Source organism: Klebsiella sp. BIGb0132 (assembly GCF_024810075.1).
Classification (GTDB): Bacteria; Pseudomonadota; Gammaproteobacteria; order Enterobacterales; family Enterobacteriaceae; genus Klebsiella; species Klebsiella terrigena.
Genome location: NZ_JANUDW010000003.1, coordinates 132,868 through 151,964, shown reverse-complemented (window position 1 = coordinate 151,964; position 19,097 = coordinate 132,868). Strand labels below are relative to the sequence as shown.

The window sequence follows — 19,097 nt, the reverse complement described above, 5'->3', positions numbered from 1 at the left end:
GTTCCGTATTTCGGTTTGATAAACACCAACAGGTTTATGCCTGCCTGGTCAGCCCAAAAAGCTCGCGGGCCGTTAACTCATCACGTGCAATTTGCGCCTTCAGCTCATCGAGCGACGCAAACCGCTGTTCGTTACGTATTTTTTTACGCAGTATTACATCTATATGGCGACCGTAGAGGTCCATTACAACGTCCAGCAGATGCACTTCCAGCTGTTGACGGACGCCGGCGACCGTTGGGCGAGTGCCAATATTGGCGACACCCGGCAAAGGTTTGTCGCCAAGCCCCGTTACTTCTACCGCATAGACCCCTTTAACCGGGGAAACCTGACGACGTAGCGGTAAGTTCGCCGTCGGGAAGCCAATGGTGCGCCCCAGCTCATCGCCGTGCACCACGCGCCCGGAGATGGTAAACGGATGGCCCAGCAGCGTTTCAGCAAGGACAAGATCGTCATCCGCCAGCGCCTGCCGCACCGCGGTGCTGCTGATGCGGACGCCGCCTTCACAGAAGGTCTGGGTGCTGGTGATATCGAACCCAAACTCCACCCCGGCTTTCTGTAATAACAAGAAATCCCCCTGACGACCAGCGCCAAAGCGGAAATCATCGCCCACGGCGAGGAACTGCACGCCCAGGCGGCGGACCAGCAGCTCGCTGATAAAGTCCTGAGCGGTCAGGGCGGCAAAGCGTCGGTCGAACCGCACGCACAGCACGTAGTCGACGCCGCTTTCAGCCAAATAGCGCAGCTTTTCACGCAGGCGCGTCAGGCGTGCAGGCGCCTTATCGGCGGCAAACAGCTCCAGCGGCTGCGGTTCGAAAATCATCACTACCACCGGTAAGCCACGCTGGCGGCCCTCTGCGCGCAAGCGCTGCAGCAGCGCCTGATGCCCGCGGTGCACACCGTCAAAATTACCAATGGTCAGCACGCACCCGTGCGGGGCCTGGCTGAGATTATGTATGCCGCGTATCAGCTTCATGTCTGGCTCAAAACAGTGAAAATCGTCCGAGTATACCTTGTACAACTGGCGACGTTAACCAGCGATTGCACCTCTTCGTTGAAAGATCCCGAGAATTCATCAACTCAGCGCTGGAACGCGGGGAAAACTACGCGAGCCCGTCGATTTTTATGGTGGAAAGGCTGTATTCGCCCGCAACAAGCTGGTAGAATCTTGCGCCATCACTACGTAATAAAGCGTCGTTGTTTTAAGCGCCGCTTATTTGCACAAATCCATTGACAAAAGAAGGCTAAACGGGCATTCTCCTCGGCCTTTGAATTGTCCATATAGAACACATTTGGGAGTTGGACCTTGGCTAATATCAAATCAGCTAAGAAGCGCGCCGTTCAGTCTGAAAAGGCCCGCAAGCACAACGCTAGCCGTCGCTCTATGATGCGTACTTTCATCAAGAAAGTATACGCAGCCATCGAAGCTGGCGACAAAGCTACTGCACTGAAAGCATTTAACGAAATGCAACCGATCGTGGACCGTCAGGCTGCTAAAGGTCTGATCCACAAAAACAAAGCTGCGCGTCATAAAGCAAACCTGACCGCTCAGATCAACAAACTGGCTTAATCGCCTGGTTGTTATCGCTTTGTAGAAAAACCCGCGAAAGCGGGTTTTTTTATGCCTGAAATCTGCCGCCCGTCAGCGCGGCGGCGAGGTGAAGAGCGCCGAGTAGTCGCGGTTACAGATACGCTGTACCGCCGGATGCTGGATCATGCGCTCGGCAAAGATGGCGTGATACTCCTCCATCACGTTCTCCATCCGGCCAATCTCAATTATCGACTCGTCGTGGTAGAAATCATGCGCGTAGAGCGTTGGCGCGACAAAAATCGCGTTGTGCGCGGCGCCGAACGCCTTCATCAGCGCCGCGTCATCAAACTCCCCGAGGATCTCAACCTTGAGCCCCTGCGAATTAAACCAGTTCAGCAGCTTGCGGCCAAGCATCGAACGCCGGCCGGGGATCAGCAGGCGACGCTCCTCAAGGCAGGCGGGAAACGGCTTCTCCGGCGGTGGATTCATGCACCAGAAGCTCACGCTGCATTCGCCGATGCGCACCGAAAACAGCCCCTCCTGCTGGGTTGAGTCGATGGGGCAGTCGGAGATAATCATATCGAGCTTATGCTGGCTCAGCTGCTCCAGCAGCATCTCGTGGGTCGATTCAAAGCAGCGCAGGTGGATCTGCTCATCCTCAACCACCGCCGCATCCAGCACGCCGCTCACCAGCCGCTTCGACAGCGCATCCGCCACGCCAACGTCGAACAGCAAATTCGACTCCTTGCGGTAGTTGACGATATCCAGCATCTCCTGGCTTAGCGTGAACATGCGGTCGGCATAGCGGAACACCAGCTCGCCCAGCTCGCTCGGCTCCAGCCCCCTGCCCTTACGCTTAAAAAGCTTCCCCTGCAGGCGCTCTTCAAGCGCTTTAATTTGTCCGGTGATGGTCTGCGGCGTCAGAAACAGCGCTTCCGCCGCCCCGACCACGGAGCCTTCCTTGTAGACGTGCCAGAAGTAGTACAGATGGTTGTAGTTAATATGCGACATGCTTCTCTCCCTGATAATGTCCTGGAGAGCCTCTGCAGGCTCTCCGAAAGTATTACGCCGAGCGGGCGGGAACCGTTATGCGCTTGCGCAGCAGCATATATCCGCTGACGGCCGATAGCACCGAGCCGATCAGAATGCCAAGCTTGGCCCAGTTGATTAAGCCGGGGTCAGTGCTGGCAAACGCCAGGCTGGCGATAAAAATCGACATCGTAAAACCGATCCCGCAGAGCACGCCGACCGCCATAATCTGCGGGAAATGAGTCCCTTCCGGCAGCGAAGCCCACTTCAGCTTCAGCGCCAGCCAGCAGAACAGGCCGATCCCCAGCGGCTTGCCAATAAACAGCCCGGCAATAATCCCCAGCGGCAGCAGCGACGTCAGTCCCTCCAGCGTTACCCCTTGCAGCGAGACGCCCGCATTAGCAAAGGCGAAGAGCGGCAGGATAAGCCAGGCAACCCACGGGTGCAGAACGTGCTCAAGCTCCTTCGCCGGCGATTTGCCATCCTGCTCCTTCAGCGGGATCATAAAGCCGACAATGACCCCCGCTAAGGTGGCGTGAACCCCGGACTTCAGCACCGCGGTCCACAGCACGGCGCCGACCAGAATATAGATACCGGTGCGCCGCACCCCGCTCAGGTTCAGCAGCGCCAGCACCCCAATGGCCCCCGCCGCCACCGCGAGCGACAGCACGGAAAGGTCGTTGGTGTAGAACAGCGCGATAATAACGATCGCGCCCAGGTCATCAATGATCGCCAGCGCCATCAGGAAAATCTTCAGCGCCACAGGCACGCGGCTGCCGAGCAGCGCCAGCACGCCCAGCGCGAACGCAATATCGGTTGCCGCCGGGATCGCCCAGCCCCCTCTGGCAATCGGGTCCTGGGCGTTAAACGCAAGGTAGATAAGCGCCGGGACGATCATCCCGCCCAGGGCGGCCAGCACGGGGAACACCGCCTGGCGACGGCTGGCCAGCGCCCCTTGCATCATCTCGCGCTTCACTTCGAGGCCGATCAGCAGGAAGAAGACGGCCATCAGCGCGTCGTTAATCCACAGCAGCATGTTCTTGTTGATTTCCAGCGCGCCAACGCGCAGCTGAACGGGCGTTTCCAAAAAGGAGTGATACAGACCGCTGGTGGCATCGGTATTCGCCAACAGCATCGCCAGCACGGCGGCAAAAATGAGGATTATGCCCCCGGAAGCATCGCTACTTAAAAAACGCTGCAGATGTTTCACTTTTTATTCTCTCTATCAGGATTATTCATCGTTTAAACTATTCTAATCGCCATAACAGCTCGAAAAAACAAGTTTATTATTGCTCTGTCGATCGGTTTTTACGAAATGAGAAGAGAAGGGTCAGAAAAGGGTCCGATCGAGAAATTCAGGCAGCATTAACGGAGAGACGGCGAGAAATAAAAAAGCCACTTCGCGATAAAGTGGCTTTTTACACGGCATGATGATTAGCGGGTCAAATCATCGAAGAATTTCTTCACGCCGTCAAAGAAGCTTTTAGAGCGCGGGCTGTTGTTCTCACCCGTCGGGCCACCGAAGCTTTCCTGAAGTTCTTTCAACAGCTGCCGCTGCTTGTCGTTGAGGCCAACCGGCGTCTCAACCACCACGCGGCACAGCAGATCGCCCTGCGCGCCGCCGCGTACGGACTTGACGCCTTTACCACGCATGCGGAACAGCTTGCCGGTCTGCGTTTCGCCAGGCACCTTCAGATTCACGCGGCCGTCCAGGGTCGGGACTTCAATCTCGCCGCCCAGCGCCGCCATGGTGAAGTTAATCGGCACTTCGCAGTACAGGTTATTGCCTTCGCGCTCAAAGATGGCGTGCTGCTTCACCTGGACCTGAACGTACAGATCGCCGGCCGGAGCGCCGTGATCGCCTGCTTCACCTTCGCCAGACAGACGAATGCGATCGCCGGTGTCTACGCCTGCCGGGATTTTAACCGACAGCGTTTTGGTTTTCTCTACGCGACCGTGACCGTGGCATTTATTGCACGGGTCTTTGATCAGCGTACCGCGTCCCTGACAGTGCGGACAGGTCTGCTGAACGGCGAAGAAGCCCTGGCGCATCTGCACCTGGCCGGCGCCGTGACAGGTCGGACAGGTCTGCGGCTTGCTGCCAGATTTCGCGCCGCTGCCGTGGCAGACGTCGCACTCTTCCAGCGTCGGGATGCGGATCTCTTTCGTTACGCCGCGAACCGCTTCTTCCAGCGTCAGATCCATGTTGTAGCGCAGGTCAGCCCCGCGCGACGCGCGCTGACGACCGCGGCCACCGCCGAAGATATCGCCAAAAACATCGCCAAAGATATCGCTGAAATCCGCGCCGCCGCCGAAACCACCGCCGCCGCCGCCCATGCCGCCCTGCTCAAACGCGGCGTGGCCGTACTGATCGTAGGCCGCACGCTTCTGGGCATCCGTCAGGATCTCGTAGGCTTCTTTGATTTCTTTAAATTTAGCTTCGGCCTCTTTATCGCCCTGGTTGCGGTCCGGGTGATATTTCATGGCCAGGCGCTTGTACGCCTTTTTGATTTCACGCTCTTCCGCTGTTTTGGAAACGCCTAAAATCTCGTAATAATCTTGCTTTGCCATTGGTGTTTTTCAGCCCCTTAACATGCGTGCACGGGCGGAGAGGAAACCTCTTCGCCCGTGCCAGTGTTTTACCCGTTCAAAGGGCGATTATTTTTTGTCTTTCACTTCTTCAAACTCAGCGTCAACGACATCGTCGTCTTTCGCGTTGCTTTCGGAAGCTTCAGCACCGCCAGCCTGCTGCTGAGCATGCTGCTGCTGGGCAATCTCCATCAGCTTCTGGGAAGCCTGGGCCAGCGCCTGCATTTTCGCTTCGATATCGGCTTTGTCTTCACCTTTCAGGGAAGTTTCCAGCGCGGTCAGCGCAGACTCGATAGCCGTTTTGTCGTCAGCCGGCAGCTTGTCGCCCGCTTCTTCAACCTGCTTACGCGTGCTGTGCAGCAGATGGTCGCCCTGGTTGCGGGTCTGAACCAGCTCTTCGAACTTACGGTCAGATTCCGCGTTCGCTTCTGCTTCACGGACCATTTTAGCGATTTCTTCTTCGTTCAGACCGGAAGACGCTTTAATGGTGATTTTCTGCTCTTTACCGCTGTTTTTATCTTTCGCGGAGACGTGCAGGATACCATCGGCATCGATATCGAAGGTCACTTCGATCTGCGGCATGCCGCGCGGTGCCGGGTTGATGCCGTCGAGGTTAAACTGACCCAGTGATTTGTTATCGGAGGCGCGTTTACGCTCACCCTGAATCACGTGGATAGTTACCGCAGACTGGTTATCTTCCGCCGTCGAGAACACCTGGCTGTGCTTGGTCGGGATAGTGGTGTTCTTGTTGATCAGCGCAGTCATCACGCCGCCCATGGTTTCGATACCCAGCGACAGCGGGGTAACGTCGAGCAGCAGAACGTCTTTAACTTCACCAGTCAGTACGCCGCCCTGAACCGCTGCGCCGATAGCAACAGCTTCATCCGGGTTAACGTCTTTACGCGGCTCTTTACCAAAGAACTCGGCAACTTTCTTCTGCACCATCGGCATACGAGTCTGACCACCGACCAGGATAACGTCCTGAACGTCGGATACGGACAGGCCAGCATCCTGCAGCGCAACTTTCAGCGGCTCGATAGAGCGGTTAACCAGGTCTTCAACCAGGCTTTCCAGCTTCGCACGGGTCACTTTAATGTTCATGTGTTTCGGACCGGTAGCATCTGCGGTGATGTACGGCAGATTCACGTCGGTCTGCTGAGCGGAAGAAAGCTCGATTTTCGCTTTTTCTGCCGCTTCTTTCAGGCGCTGCATGGCCAGCGGGTCGTTACGCAGGTCAATGCCCTGATCTTTCTTAAACTCATCAACGAGGTAGTTGATCATACGGCTATCGAAGTCTTCGCCACCCAGGTGGGTATCACCGTTGGTTGCCAGAACTTCGAAGGTTTTCTCGCCGTCAACTTCGTCGATTTCGATAATAGAGATATCGAAGGTACCACCGCCGAGGTCGTAAACCGCGATAGTACGGTTGCCGACTTCTTTATCCAGACCGTAAGCCAGCGCGGCTGCGGTTGGTTCGTTGATGATACGCTTAACTTCCAGACCCGCGATACGACCGGCGTCTTTCGTCGCCTGACGCTGAGCATCGTTGAAGTATGCAGGTACGGTGATAACGGCTTCAGTGACCGGCTCACCCAGGTAATCTTCCGCGGTTTTCTTCATTTTCTTCAGCACTTCAGCAGAGATCTGCGGCGGTGCGGTGCGGGTACCTTTCACATCAAGCCATGCGTCGCCATTGTCTGCGGCAACGATTTTGTACGGCATGATAGAAACGTCACGCTGAACTTCTTCATCCTGGAAGCGGCGACCAATCAGGCGTTTAATCGCAAACAGGGTGTTTTGCGGGTTTGTCACTGCCTGACGTTTAGCCGGCTGACCAACCAGAGTTTCACCATCCTGGGTATAAGCAATGATAGAAGGCGTGGTGCGATCGCCTTCGGCGTTTTCCAGCACGCGAGCAGTAGTGCCATCCATAATCGCTACACAAGAGTTGGTAGTACCCAGGTCGATACCAATAATTTTACCCATCTAAACGTCTCCACTAAAAATTCAGTCAACATGTGGTTGTGAACCTGTAATAAGGGCGAAACGTGCGGTTTCAACTGCCCAACATCTTTTTTTTTCAGGTTCATTCACTGCGGTTGACTACAAGATGGGGTCGTCCACCGCTTCATCAAGGGGGAAGGCAAAAAAAATTTTATCTTCATCGTCCCACGAAGCCGGCCGTCGGCGAGGGAGTTTTGCCGATATGAGGCAAAAAAGCGCGCTTCACGGCGTTCATCCGCTGGGGTCCCCGTAAAGGAACGATGACTCTGCTTAGCGAGTCCACCACCGCGTTGAAAGACCAGAAGCTCGACGGATCATAGTCTTACGAACGCCTTCGCCCGCCTGGCCTCGGGCAAATGCCCGACATCGTTTAGAGAGTGTGTAAAATTGGTGAAAAATACCTCGCCAGATCATAGACAGCCTGACGACTCCTCATTATTATGCCGCGCCCCACCGCTGAGCGACGGGGTAATGCTTCCCTTTCTAATCATTATTTTGAGGAATTATGGGCAACACTAAGTTGGCTAATCCGGCACCGCTGGGCCTTATGGGCTTCGGCATGACCACTATTCTGCTTAACCTGGCGAATAGCGGCCTTTTCGCGTTTGATGTAGCTATCCTGGCGATGGGCATTTTTTACGGCGGTATTGCGCAGATTTTCGCAGGCCTGCTGGAATTTAAAAAGGGTAACACCTTTGGTTTAACCGCTTTTACGTCCTACGGCGCCTTCTGGCTGACGTTGGTCGCAATTCTTCTCATGCCGAAAATGGGCCTGGCAGAGGCGCCGAATGCGCACTTCCTGGGCATGTATCTCGGACTGTGGGGAGTGTTCACGCTGTTTATGTTCTTCGGTACCCTGAAAGCCGCACGGATGCTGCAGTTCGTCTTCCTCAGCCTGACCGTCCTGTTTGCCCTGCTGGCAATTGGTCACCTGGTCGATAACGAAGGCATCGTTAGAATCGCCGGCTGGATTGGTTTAGTCTGCGGCGGTAGCGCGATTTATCTGGCGATGGGTGAAGTACTCAACGAGCAGTTTGGTCGCACCGTTCTGCCAATCGGCGCGCCTCATTGATAGAAGATACCCTCGCCTTACGGCGAGGGTATTGAGCAGTCACGCTAAGGCAGGCGCTGCAGTTCGCCAGCCGCGGCGGCGCTATTTCCCCCCAGCCCCTGACGCAGCCAAATCCCCAACCCCAGCCCCATCAGCGACAGCGCCAGCACGTACCACGCCGGAGCCATCGGCGACACGCCCATCAGCATAGTGACGGCAATCGGCGTCAGGCCGCCGAAAATGGCGTAGGAGACGTTGTACGAGAATGAAATTCCGGTAAAACGCACCTCCGCCGGGAAGGCGCGAACCATCACGTAAGGCACCGCTCCGACTACGCCAACGCACAGCCCAACGGTGCCGTACAGCAGGAAAAGCTGTTCAGGCGAAGTGCCGGAAAGGTGGTAGAACGCCCAGCTTGAGACCGCGAGCAGAAGGCTGCCGACGATAAAAGTCCGGCTGGCGCCAAAGCGATCGGCCGCCAGACCTGCCAGAAGGCAGCCGACACACAGCATAATCGTCGCAATACTGTTCGCCTGCAGGGTCACCGCCGGGGCAAAGCCGTAATGCTTTTGCAGCCACACCGGCGACATCAAAATGACTACCACCACGCCCGCGGACAGGAGCCAGGTCAGCAGCATTGAAACCACGACGGCCTTCTGATGCTTGAGCACCACCGATTTAACCGGCAGCTCCTGGGCTAATGCTTTGCGCTGCTGCATCTCGAGGAATATCGGCGTTTCCTGCAGCCAGCGGCGTAAATACATCGCCACCAGGCCGAACACGCCGCCCAGCAGGAAAGGAATACGCCAGCCGCCGTCGTGGATGCCCTGCGGCGTCAGGCTGGTATTAATCAGCGTCGCCACCACCGACCCCAGCAGGATCCCCACGGTTAAGCCCGCCGTCAGCGTGCCGCAGGCGATACCGATTTTTTTCTCCGGCACGTGCTCCGCAACAAACACCCAGGCGCCGGGGACTTCCCCCCCAATCGCCGCGCCCTGCAGCACGCGCATCAGCAGCAGCAGCAGCGGGGCAACGATCCCCATCGATTCATAGGTCGGCAGCAGGCCGATCGCCAGCGTCGGCAGCGCCATCAGTAAAATGCTCAAGGTAAACATTTTCTTGCGCCCGACCAGATCGCCAAAGTGGGCCATAATAATGCCGCCGAGAGGACGCGCCAGATAGCCGGCGGCGAAAATGCCGAAGGTCTGCACCTGGCGCAGCCACTCCGGAATATCGGCCGGGAAGAAGAGCTCGCCAACAACGGCGGCAAAGAAGACGAAGATAATGAAGTCGTAAAACTCCAGCGCCCCGCCAAGGGCGGCCAGCGTCAGAGTTTTATAGTCTTGTCGATTCAGAGGTCGGGTATGTTGTGACATAACGAGCTGTTCATCCAGAGGTTTGTAGGTGTTATCACGCAGCGTGTAAAGTAAAAAACACTATATCGTAAATAAAACAGCACACCATCAGGATTACAGGTTATGTCAGGAAAGCATCAAATTCAGGATAAACTTTCGCGTCTCGCGCTTTTTGGCCGAAAAGCCGCTACCACTTCCGGCGCAGTCTCGACATAAGGCCCCTCAAGCAACTGTACACAATACGGTACACTTGCAAAGACGCCGTGCACCAGCACCTGGCCATTGGCATCTTTGACCCCTTCGAGGGTTTCCTCAATCGCCTTCGGCTGACCGGGCAGATTGAGGATCAGCGCCTGCTTACGGATCACCCCAACCTGGCGGGAGAGAATAGCCGTCGGGACGAAGTGCAGGCTCACCTGACGCATCTGCTCGCCAAAGCCCGGCATGACGCGATCGGCAACCGCCAGCGTCGCATCCGGCGTCACGTCTCGTCGCGCAGGGCCGGTACCGCCGGTAGTTAACACCAGATGGCAGCCCATTTCGTCCACCAGCTCGCACAGCGTTTGCTCGATAATCACCTGCTCATCGGGGATCAAGCGGGTCTGGAGCTCAAAGGGGGTCGTCAGCGCACGCGCCAGCCACTCTTCAAGTGCCGGGATGCCTTTATCCTGATAAACGCCGCTGGAGGCGCGATCGGAGATGGAAACTAAGCCGATTCGTAAGGTATTCATCGTTATTCCGTTCAAATAGTGCAGTTAGACGGAATAATACACGCTGGGAGGAGATACAGACAGGGCTCAAAAGAAGTAGCGTGACCGGGAACCCGGCCACGCGCAATGATTACAGCAGATCGCCGATCATTTTTTCCAGTTTTTCCTGGTCGATAGCAAACTTACGGATACCTTCCGCCAGTTTATCTACCGCCATCGGATCCTGGTTGTGCTGCCACAGGAACTGAGATTCGGTGATGCGTTCCGGACGGGCTTTCACTTCGCCGCTGAAGGTCAGCTTACGTTCGATAGCGCCTTCGCTTTCTGCCAGCTCTTTCAGCAGTGCCGGAGCGATGGTCAGACGGTCACAGCCGGCCAGCTCGAGGATTTCGCCGACGTTACGGAAGCTTGCGCCCATTACGACGGTTTCATAGCCGTGCTGCTTGTAGTATTCGTAGATTTCGCTGACGGAAACCACGCCCGGATCTTCCGCCGGCGCATACTCTTTCTTATCCGTGTTCGCTTTGTACCAGTCGAGGATACGGCCTACGAACGGCGAAATCAGGAATACGCCCGCTTCCGCACAGGCGCGTGCCTGAGCGAAGGAGAACAGCAGAGTCAGGTTACAGTTGATGCCTTCTTTTTCCAGCTGCTCGGCGGCGCAGATGCCCTGCCAGGTAGAAGCCAGTTTGATCAGAATGCGATCGTTGCCGATGCCCGCATCGTTGTACAGCTTGATGATGCGTTTAGCTTTAGCGATGGATGCCGTGGTGTCATAGGAGAGACGGGCATCAACTTCAGTAGAAATACGGCCTGGAATCAGCTTAAGGATTTCGAGACCAATGTTCACCGCCAGCTTATCGGAAGCGTCGATAACCTGCTGCGCGCGATCGCTGCTCTGAGCGCGGGCCCAGACGATAGCGTCATCAATCAGCTTACGGTACTCAGGGATCTGAGCAGCGCCAAGAATCAAAGAAGGGTTAGTCGTGGCGTCCTGAGGCTGATACAGCTTCATTGCCGCAATATCTCCGGTATCAGCTACGACAGTGGTGTACTGACGCAGAGAAGTCAATTTATCCGTCATGATAGGGTTCTCTTAAACAGCAGTTAAGGGGATGTAACCGGTCTGCCAAGATGATAACACGCTGCCGGGTCAGCGCAACTGCGGACCATGCAAGAGCGCAGAGTGTGATAAACTGGACGAATTAATTCTCTGAATGTTAAAGGATTGTCACTAAAATGGTAACGCTTACACGAGCTTACCAACATGGACAAGAGGATGCTTAATGCCTGACTTTTTCTCATTTATCAATGAAATACTCTGGGGTTCGGTAATGATTTATCTATTACTGGGCGCCGGCGTATGGTTTACCTGGCGGACGAAATGCATTCAGTTCCGTTATGTTAGCCAGTTTGGGAAAAGTTTGCGCAAAAGCCTCCTGCCCCAGCCCGACGGCTTAACCTCTTTTCAGGCCCTGTGCACCAGCCTGGCCGCCCGCGTCGGCAGCGGCAACCTGGCCGGCGTCGCGCTGGCGATCGCCGCCGGCGGTCCGGGCGCCGTCTTCTGGATGTGGGTCTCTGCGCTGCTCGGGATGGCCAGCAGCTTCGCCGAATGCTCCCTTGCCCAGCTCTACAAAGAACGCGATGCGCAGGGGCAATTTCGCGGCGGTCCCGCGTGGTATATGTCCCGAGGCTTAGGGATGCGCTGGATGGGCGTGCTGTTTTCAATCCTGCTGCTGCTCGCCTATGGCGTTATTTTTAACACCGTCCAGGCCAACTCGGTAGCGCATGCGATGACCTACGCCTTCGATCTTCCCGGCGTTATCACCGGCGGCGTGCTGGCGGCGCTCACCCTGCTGGTTATCGTTCGCGGCTTGCGCAACGTGGCAAAGATCCTGCAATGGTTCGTCCCGCTGATGGCGGTGCTGTGGGTCGCCGCCAGCCTGCTCATCGGCCTGTGGCACATCACCGCCCTGCCGGCCATTTTTAACACCATTTTCCGCTGCGCGTTCGGCTGGCAGGAAGCCGCCGCCGGCGCGGTGGGCTATACCATCAGCCAGGCGCTAACCAGCGGTTTTCAGCGCGGAATGTTCTCTAACGAAGCGGGGATGGGCTCAACGCCTAACGCCGCCGCGGCCGCCGCCTCCTGGCCTCCGCACCCGGCGGCTCAGGGGATCGTCCAGATGATTGGCGTTTTTATTGATACCGTTGTTATCTGCACCGCCAGCGCGGTGATTATCATGCTGGCACCGCGCGCGCACGGAGGAGAGGATGCCGCTAACGGTATTCAGGCCATTCAGCATGCGATGAGCGGGCTGGTCGGCGGCTGGGGCGCCGGCTTTGTCGCCGTCATCGTGCTGCTCTTTGCCTTTAGCTCCATCGTGGCTAACTACATTTATGCTGAAAATAATCTGATTTTTCTGCGTTTTAACAGTCCTCGCTGCATCTGGGCGCTGCGGATTATCACCATCCTGATGGTCTTAACGGGAACGATGATGAGTCTCCCGGTCGTCTGGCGGCTGGCGGATATTATTATGGCGCTGATGGCCATTACCAACCTGACGGCCATCCTTCTTCTGTCACCCACGGTACGCCTGCTTGCCAGCGACTATCTTCACCAGCGACGGCTCGGCGTGCAGCCCACGTTTGACGCCGCGCGCTATCCGGAAATTCGCCAGCAGCTGGCGCCGGGAACCTGGGACGGGCCGCCGCGCGAATAGCGCAGCAATCGCAGCTATCGCTCCCCCCGCGGTCTTTTTTTGGTAAAATCGCCGAAAATCTCCTGCAAGGACTGGATATGCTGATTCTGATTTCACCTGCTAAAACGCTCGATTATCAAAGCCCGCTGGCGACGACGCGCTACACCCAGCCCGAGCTGCTGGAGTATTCCCAACAGCTTATCGGCGTGGCGCGCCAGCTTTCAGCGCCGCAGATAGGCAAGCTGATGGGCATCAGCGATAAGCTGGCGGATCTGAACGCCACCCGTTTTCACGACTGGCATCCCGAGTTCACGCCGAAAAACGCCCGCCAGGCCATTCTGGCCTTTAAGGGCGACGTCTACACCGGGCTGCAGGCGGAAACCTTCGACGAGGCGGATTTCGATTTCGCCCAGCAGCATCTGCGCATGCTCTCCGGCCTGTACGGGGTGCTGCGCCCGCTGGATCTGATGCAGCCCTATCGTCTGGAGATGGGAATTAAGCTGGAAAACGCGAAGGGCAAAGATCTCTACCACTTCTGGGATGAGACAATTACCGATACGCTGAATCAGGCGCTGAAGGCCCAGGGCGACGACGTGGTGATTAACCTCGCCTCCGACGAATACTTCCGGTCGGTCAAGACGAAGCGGCTGCAGGGGCAGATTATTAAGCCGGTGTTCCTCGATGAGAAAAATGGCAAGTTCAAGGTGATCAGCTTCTACGCCAAGAAAGCGCGCGGCTTGATGAGCCGCTATATCATTGAGAACCGCTTAACCCGGCCGGAGCAGCTCACGCGCTTCGACAGCGACGGGTACTTCTTTGACGCCGATGCTTCCGATAAAGGCGAGATGGTCTTTAAACGCCACGAACGCTAACCCGCTTCCCGGCCGCTAACCTGCCGGCCGGGAGCGTCGCTTAGCGGTGGTGCCAGTCGCGATCCGGGCCGCGATCGCGATCGTCATCATGGCGTTCGCGCTGGTGATAACGACGATCGTCATGCGGATGCCAGCGATCGTCGCGCCAGTCGTAATGATGTCCCCACCATTCGCGATCGCGCCAGTGGCCGCCGTCCCAGTAATTGCCGGAGCGATCGCGATCGCCGATCTGCAGTTTTATGACCGGAACCAGCGTAATTTCAGCGGCGTGGACGGCCGCAGGAGCCACCAGCAGCATCGAAAGCGCAAGGATCACAGATTTCAGCTTTGACATAGGTTTCCCCTTTGTTCACAGTGCCCGCAATGGGTCGATAGCCCAAGGTTAGCCCTGCGCAACGGCGCTTGTTATTCTCCGCAATCCTATTCTTCAGCCCCCGGCATTTATTGATAATTCATGCATAATTTCTCCTTTTTTGGGCGTAAAAAAACCGGGCACCCGGCCCGGTTTACGTAATAAAAGGCGTCTAAGACCGTCGTTACGCTTTCGCCATCATCAGCTCGCGCAGCGCCGCATAGTCCGCAGGCAGGTTATGCGACAGCAGCGGCAGGTCGGCGCGATCCGCCAGCTCTTTCGGCAGCGGCAGCGTCTCCTGCAGGATCTCTTCAACGCTCTCCTTGAACTTCGCCGGATGCGCGGTACCAAGGAACAGGCCGTATTCTCCCGGCTGCAGCTGGTCGCGCAGCGCGCGCCACGCGATGGCCGCATGCGGCTCGGAGGTGTAGCCGATAGCTTTCAGCTCGCGCATCGCCTCTTTGGTCGTCTCGTCGTCCACGGTCGCGTAGCCCAGCTCGTTCAGTCGCCAGGTTTTGCGGCGGAACAGCTCTTCCACGCGCGGCCAGTTGTTTGGCTGGCTGACATCCATCGCGTTGGACAGCGTCGCCTGGGTGACCTTCGGCGCCCAGTTGCCGTCCTGCAGGAAGCGAGGAACGGTATCGTTGGCGTTGGTGGCGGCAATAAAGCGCTTAATCGGCAGGCCTAAAGACTTCGCCAGCAGGCCGGCGGTGAGGTCGCCGAAGTTGCCGCTTGGCACCGAAATCACCAGCTGATTGCGCGCTTCCTGAGGCAGCTGCGCGACCGCTTCAAAGTAGTAGCAAATCTGTGCCAGCAGACGGCTGATGTTAATCGAGTTCGCGGAGTTCAGGCCCAGCGCGACTTTCAGCTCTTCGTCGTCGAAGGCCTGCTTAACCAGCGCCTGGCAGGCGTCGAAGTCGCCGTCGATAGCCACGGTTTCAATGTTGCCGCCCAGGGTGCAGAACAGCTTCTCCTGCAGAGGGCTAATCTTGCCGCGCGGATAGAGAATCACCACCTTCACGTTTGGCAGACCGTAGAACGCGTGGGCTACCGCCGCGCCGGTATCACCGGAGGTCGCCGTCAGGATAGTCACCGGCTTGTCGCCCGCGATATGGGTCAGCATCTGGGCCATGAAGCGGCCGCCGAAGTCTTTAAACGCCAGCGTCGGGCCGTGGAACAGCTCGAGGCAGCCGACGTCATCCTGCACCTTGCTGACCGGAGCCGGGAAGGTGAAGGCCGCACCGATGCGCTCCTGCAGGACCGCCTGCGGGATCTCTTCGGCAATAAATGCCGACAGGATCTTCGCGCTGCGGGTGACAAAATCCAGCGCCAGCATGTCATCAATTTCAGTCAGGCTAAATTCCGGCAGGTCGTGCGGGAAGAACAGCCCCTGATGCTTGCCAAGCCCCTGCGTGACGGCCTGCGCAAAGCTGACCTGTTCGTTATGATCTTTTAAGTTATAGAGTTTCATTGGTTATCCCACTACTCGTGCGCCCGCCGTGTCCAGCCGGCAAATATGAACAAAGCCTTCATGATTCTGCAGATAATGCGTACCCAGCCAGTCGGCAACCCGCTGCGCGGTTTCCGGCTTATCGCACAGCGCAAACAGCGTCGGGCCAGAGCCGGAGATCCCGCAGGCCTGCGCGCCAATCTCCATCGCCGCCTGCCGCGCTTCGCTGAAGCCCGGCAGCAGTTTGGTGCGATAGGGTTCGGCAATCACATCTTTCATCAGTTTCGCTGCCAGCTGCGGCTGGCGGGTGTAGCAGGCGTGAATAAAGCCCGCCAGGTGGCGGCCGTGCGCAATACAATCCTGCCGCCGATACTGGGCCGGTAGGATGGCGCGCGCTTCCGCCGTCGAAACTTTAATTCCAGGGTACGCCAGCACCCACAGCCACTCGTCAAAGCCGGGCACCTGCTGGCTGATGATGTCGTTCTCTTCGATCATCAGCTGCATGCCGCCCAAATAGCACGGGGCGACGTTGTCGTAGTGGATACTGCCGGAGATGCGCCCTTCCATCTCGCCCATCAGCGCCAGCATCCGCGTTTCGTTCAGCGGCTTGCCGCAGAATTCATTCATCGCCACCAGCGCCGCGACCACTGAACAGGCGCTGGAGCCGAGGCCGGAGCCAATCGGCATGTTTTTTTCCAGCACCATCGCCACCGGAACCTTCCTGCCAATCTCTTCGCAAAAACGCTCCCAGCACTGATAAACGATATTCTCCTGCGCCGCCGCCGGCAGCTTGCTGGCAAAGCGACCGACGTTTTGCAGGCTGAAGCTTGCGGCCGCCTCAACCGAGACGTTGTCCCCCAGCAGCGTACCGTCAACCGGCGTCACCGCCGCGCCCAGGACATCAAACCCGACGCTCATATTGGCACTGGAAGCCGGGGCATATACTTTGACCATCTTAAACTCCTAACTTCCATGACAGGGTACGCAGCAGGTCGGCGAATACGCCGGCCGCGGTCACATCGTTACCCGCGCCATAGCCGCGCAGCACCAGCGGCAGCGGCTGATAATAGTGGCTGTAAAAGGCCAGCGCGTTCTCACCGTTTTTGACTTTAAACAGCGGATCGTTCCCGTCCACCGCGGCAATTTTCACGCGGCAGGTTCCATCCTCTTCGATGTTACCGACGTAACGCAAGACTTTACCTTCATCGCGCGCTTTCGCCACCCGCGAAGCAAATTCGTTATCCAGCGCTGGCAGACGCGCCATAAAGCTCTCGACGTCGCCGCTGGCATCAAATGCTTCAGGCAGGGCCGACTCAACGATAATGTCCGACAGCTCCAGCTCACGACCGGTCTCACGGGCCAGGATCAGCAGCTTGCGGGCAACGTCGACGCCGGAAAGATCGTCGCGCGGATCCGGTTCGGTATAGCCCATATCTCGCGCCAGCGTCGTCGCTGCGGAGAGCGTCATCCCCTCGTCCAGCTTACCGAAGATAAACGACAGCGAACCGGAGAGGATGCCGGAGAAATGCAGCAGTTCGTCACCGGCGTTGAGCAGGTTCTGCAGGTTCTCGATAACCGGCAGGCCGGCACCGACGTTGGTGTCGTAGAGGAATTTGCGTCGGGAGCTGCTCGCCGCGTGGCGCAGCTGATGGTAGTAATCCAGCGATGAGGTGTTGGCCTTTTTGTTCGGCGTCACCACGTGGAAACCTTCGCGCAGGAAATCGGCGTACTGCTCGGCGACCGCCTGGCTCGAGGTACAGTCAACGATCACCGGGTTCAGCAGATGGTACTCTTTTACCAGGCGGATCAGGCGGCCCAGATTAAGCGACTCTTTCGCTTCGGCCAGCTCAGCGCGCCAGTTCTCCAGATTCAGACCGTGAACGTTGGTCAGCAGAGCCTGGGAATTTGCGACGCCGCACACGCGCAGGTCGATATGCTTGTTCTTCAGCCAGCCCTGCTGACGCTTGATTTGCTCAATCAGCGCGCCGCCAACGCCGCCAACGCCGATAACGAACACCTCAATGACCTGGTCAGTATTGAACAGCATCTGGTGGGTGACGCGTACCCCGGTAGTAGCGTCGTCATTGCTGACCACTACGGAGATAGAGCGTTCGGAAGAGCCCTGGGCAATCGCCACGATATTGATATTGGCGCGCGCCAGCGCCGCAAAGAACTTGGCCGAAATACCGCGCAGAGTGCGCATACCGTCGCCGACGACGGAAATGATAGCCAGGCGATCCATGATGGAGAGCGGCTCCAGCTGCCCCTCTTTCAGCTCCAGATAGAACTCCTCTTCCATCACCCGTTTTGCCCGGGCGCAGTCGCTTTGCGGCACGCAGAAGCTGATGCTGTACTCAGAAGAGGACTGGGTGATCAGGACCACCGAAATACCGGCGCGGGACATGGTAGCGAAAACGCGGGCGGCCATGCCGACCATTCCCTTCATCCCCGGACCGGAGACGTTGAACATCGCCATATTATTGAGGTTGGAGATCCCCTTAACCGGCAGGCCGTCTTCATCAAGGCTGGCGCCGATAAGCGTACCTGGCGCCTGCGGGTTGCCGGTATTTTTGATCAGGCAGGGGATCTGGAACTGAGCGATAGGCGCAATGGTGCGCGGGTGCAGAACCTTAGCGCCGAAGTAGGAGAGCTCCATCGCTTCCTGATAGGACATCGACTTCAGCAGGCGGGCGTCCGGTACCTGACGCGGATCGCAGGTGTAAACGCCGTCAACGTCGGTCCAGATTTCACAACAGTCGGCGCGCAGGCAGGCGGCGAGTACGGCGGCAGAATAGTCGGAGCCGTTACGGCCCAGAACCACCAGCTCGCCCTTTTCGTTGCCGGCAGTAAAACCGGCCATCAGCACCATATGGTCCGCTGGGATCTGGCTGGCGGCAATGCGGCGGGTTGATTCGGCAATATCGACGGTGGATTCGAGGTAGTGGCCCACGGCCAGCAGTTTTTCGACGGGGTTAATCACGCTGACCTTATGGCCACGCGCTTCAAGAAGGCCGGCCATGATCGCGATGGACAGCTTCTCTCCGCGGCAAATCAGCGCAGCGTTAACGCTATCCGGGCACTGGCCAAGCAGGCTGATGCCGTGCAGCACGTGCTTTATCTGGGAAAACTCCTGCTCGACGAAGGTTTTCAGCTGCGCCAGCGCAAAGCCCGGCTGAGCATCGGCGAGACCCTGCAGCAGTTCAGCAAAAATGCGTTCAGCGTCAGCGATATTGGTGAGCGCATCCTGGCCGCCGATGGTTTTTTCAATCATCGCGACCAGATGGTTGGTAATTTTCGCCGGGGCAGACAGTACGGTCGCTACCTGCCCCTGCCTGGCATTGCTCTCCAGAATATCGGCAACACGCAGAAAACGTTCTGCATTTGCCACTGATGTACCGCCGAACTTCAACACGCGCATGGTTGTTACCCCTAGATTTTTTGTCGAAAAAAAAGCCCGC

16 protein-coding genes and 1 other annotated feature (1 of these 17 running past the window's edge) are annotated in these 19,097 nt (G+C 57.4%); of the genes, 4 read left to right on the top strand and 12 right to left on the bottom strand.

Going from position 1 to position 19,097, the window contains the following annotated elements; genetic code table 11:
- Positions 1-34: 34 nt before the first annotated feature.
- The gene (ribF, locus tag M2416_RS12250; protein WP_041143981.1) at positions 35-973 is read right to left on the bottom strand and encodes a bifunctional riboflavin kinase/FAD synthetase; all 939 of its coding nucleotides are present in this window, start codon (positions 971-973) and stop codon (positions 35-37) included.
- A 330-nt stretch (positions 974-1,303) separates the two neighbouring features.
- On the opposite strand from ribF, the gene rpsT reads away from it, so the two are divergent.
- Positions 1,304-1,567 carry a 30S ribosomal protein S20 gene (rpsT, locus tag M2416_RS12245; protein ID WP_003018940.1) on the top strand — a complete coding sequence of 88 codons (264 nt, stop codon included), beginning with the start codon at positions 1,304-1,306 and terminating at the stop codon, positions 1,565-1,567.
- 72 nt (positions 1,568-1,639) lie between these two features.
- Here rpsT and nhaR read toward each other — a convergent pair whose 3' ends face one another.
- From nhaR to dnaK, 4 genes are all read right to left on the bottom strand, one after another.
- Positions 1,640-2,539 (bottom strand): transcriptional activator NhaR, encoded by a 900-nt coding sequence (gene nhaR / locus M2416_RS12240; protein WP_041143980.1) that lies wholly within the window; start codon positions 2,537-2,539, stop codon positions 1,640-1,642.
- 52 nt (positions 2,540-2,591) lie between these two features.
- Positions 2,592-3,767 (bottom strand): Na+/H+ antiporter NhaA, encoded by a 1,176-nt coding sequence (nhaA, locus tag M2416_RS12235; RefSeq protein WP_076946430.1) that lies wholly within the window; start codon positions 3,765-3,767, stop codon positions 2,592-2,594.
- 224 nt (positions 3,768-3,991) lie between these two features.
- The gene (gene dnaJ, locus M2416_RS12230) at positions 3,992-5,128 is read right to left on the bottom strand and encodes a molecular chaperone DnaJ (protein WP_076946431.1); all 1,137 of its coding nucleotides are present in this window, start codon (positions 5,126-5,128) and stop codon (positions 3,992-3,994) included.
- An 87-nt stretch (positions 5,129-5,215) separates the two neighbouring features.
- A complete protein-coding gene (gene dnaK / locus M2416_RS12225) occupies positions 5,216-7,132 on the bottom strand; it encodes a molecular chaperone DnaK (RefSeq protein ID WP_041143977.1) in 1,917 nt (638 codons plus the stop codon).
- A gap of 523 nt (positions 7,133-7,655) precedes the next feature.
- Between dnaK and satP the strand changes: the two genes are divergently transcribed.
- Positions 7,656-8,222: an acetate uptake transporter gene (gene satP / locus M2416_RS12220; RefSeq protein WP_041143976.1), complete on the top strand. Its 567-nt coding sequence runs from the start codon at positions 7,656-7,658 to the stop codon at positions 8,220-8,222.
- A gap of 44 nt (positions 8,223-8,266) precedes the next feature.
- On the opposite strand, the gene M2416_RS12215 is transcribed toward satP, so the two are convergent.
- The 3 genes from M2416_RS12215 to tal form a co-directional block, all read right to left on the bottom strand.
- Complete coding sequence (locus M2416_RS12215) at positions 8,267-9,577, bottom strand: MFS transporter (protein ID WP_041143975.1); 1,311 nt, start codon at positions 9,575-9,577, stop codon at positions 8,267-8,269.
- A 122-nt stretch (positions 9,578-9,699) separates the two neighbouring features.
- Entirely contained in the window at positions 9,700-10,287 is a 588-nt protein-coding gene (mog, locus tag M2416_RS12210) for a molybdopterin adenylyltransferase (protein WP_076946432.1), read from the bottom strand.
- 109 nt (positions 10,288-10,396) lie between these two features.
- Entirely contained in the window at positions 10,397-11,350 is a 954-nt protein-coding gene (gene tal / locus M2416_RS12205) for a transaldolase (protein WP_045860032.1), read from the bottom strand.
- A gap of 202 nt (positions 11,351-11,552) precedes the next feature.
- Here tal and M2416_RS12200 point away from each other — a divergent pair, with 202 nt between their 5' ends.
- Positions 11,553-12,986 carry an alanine/glycine:cation symporter family protein gene (locus M2416_RS12200; RefSeq protein ID WP_259224179.1) on the top strand — a complete coding sequence of 478 codons (1,434 nt, stop codon included), beginning with the start codon at positions 11,553-11,555 and terminating at the stop codon, positions 12,984-12,986.
- 77 nt (positions 12,987-13,063) lie between these two features.
- The gene (gene yaaA, locus M2416_RS12195) at positions 13,064-13,837 is read left to right on the top strand and encodes a peroxide stress protein YaaA (protein ID WP_123710165.1); all 774 of its coding nucleotides are present in this window, start codon (positions 13,064-13,066) and stop codon (positions 13,835-13,837) included.
- Positions 13,838-13,877: 40 nt separating this feature from the next.
- On the opposite strand, the gene M2416_RS12190 is transcribed toward yaaA, so the two are convergent.
- From M2416_RS12190 to thrA, 4 genes are all read right to left on the bottom strand, one after another.
- A complete protein-coding gene (locus M2416_RS12190) occupies positions 13,878-14,171 on the bottom strand; it encodes a DUF2502 domain-containing protein (protein ID WP_259224175.1) in 294 nt (97 codons plus the stop codon).
- A 202-nt stretch (positions 14,172-14,373) separates the two neighbouring features.
- A complete protein-coding gene (gene thrC / locus M2416_RS12185; RefSeq protein WP_259224173.1) occupies positions 14,374-15,660 on the bottom strand; it encodes a threonine synthase in 1,287 nt (428 codons plus the stop codon).
- 3 nt (positions 15,661-15,663) lie between these two features.
- Positions 15,664-16,593, bottom strand: a complete 930-nt coding sequence (gene thrB / locus M2416_RS12180) for a homoserine kinase (RefSeq protein ID WP_041143968.1) — start codon at positions 16,591-16,593, stop codon at positions 15,664-15,666.
- 1 nt (position 16,594) lies between these two features.
- Positions 16,595-19,057: a bifunctional aspartate kinase/homoserine dehydrogenase I gene (gene thrA, locus M2416_RS12175; protein WP_259224170.1), complete on the bottom strand. Its 2,463-nt coding sequence runs from the start codon at positions 19,055-19,057 to the stop codon at positions 16,595-16,597.
- 25 nt (positions 19,058-19,082) lie between these two features.
- Positions 19,083-19,097: a sequence feature (Thr leader region), on the bottom strand (it continues 103 nt past the right edge of the window).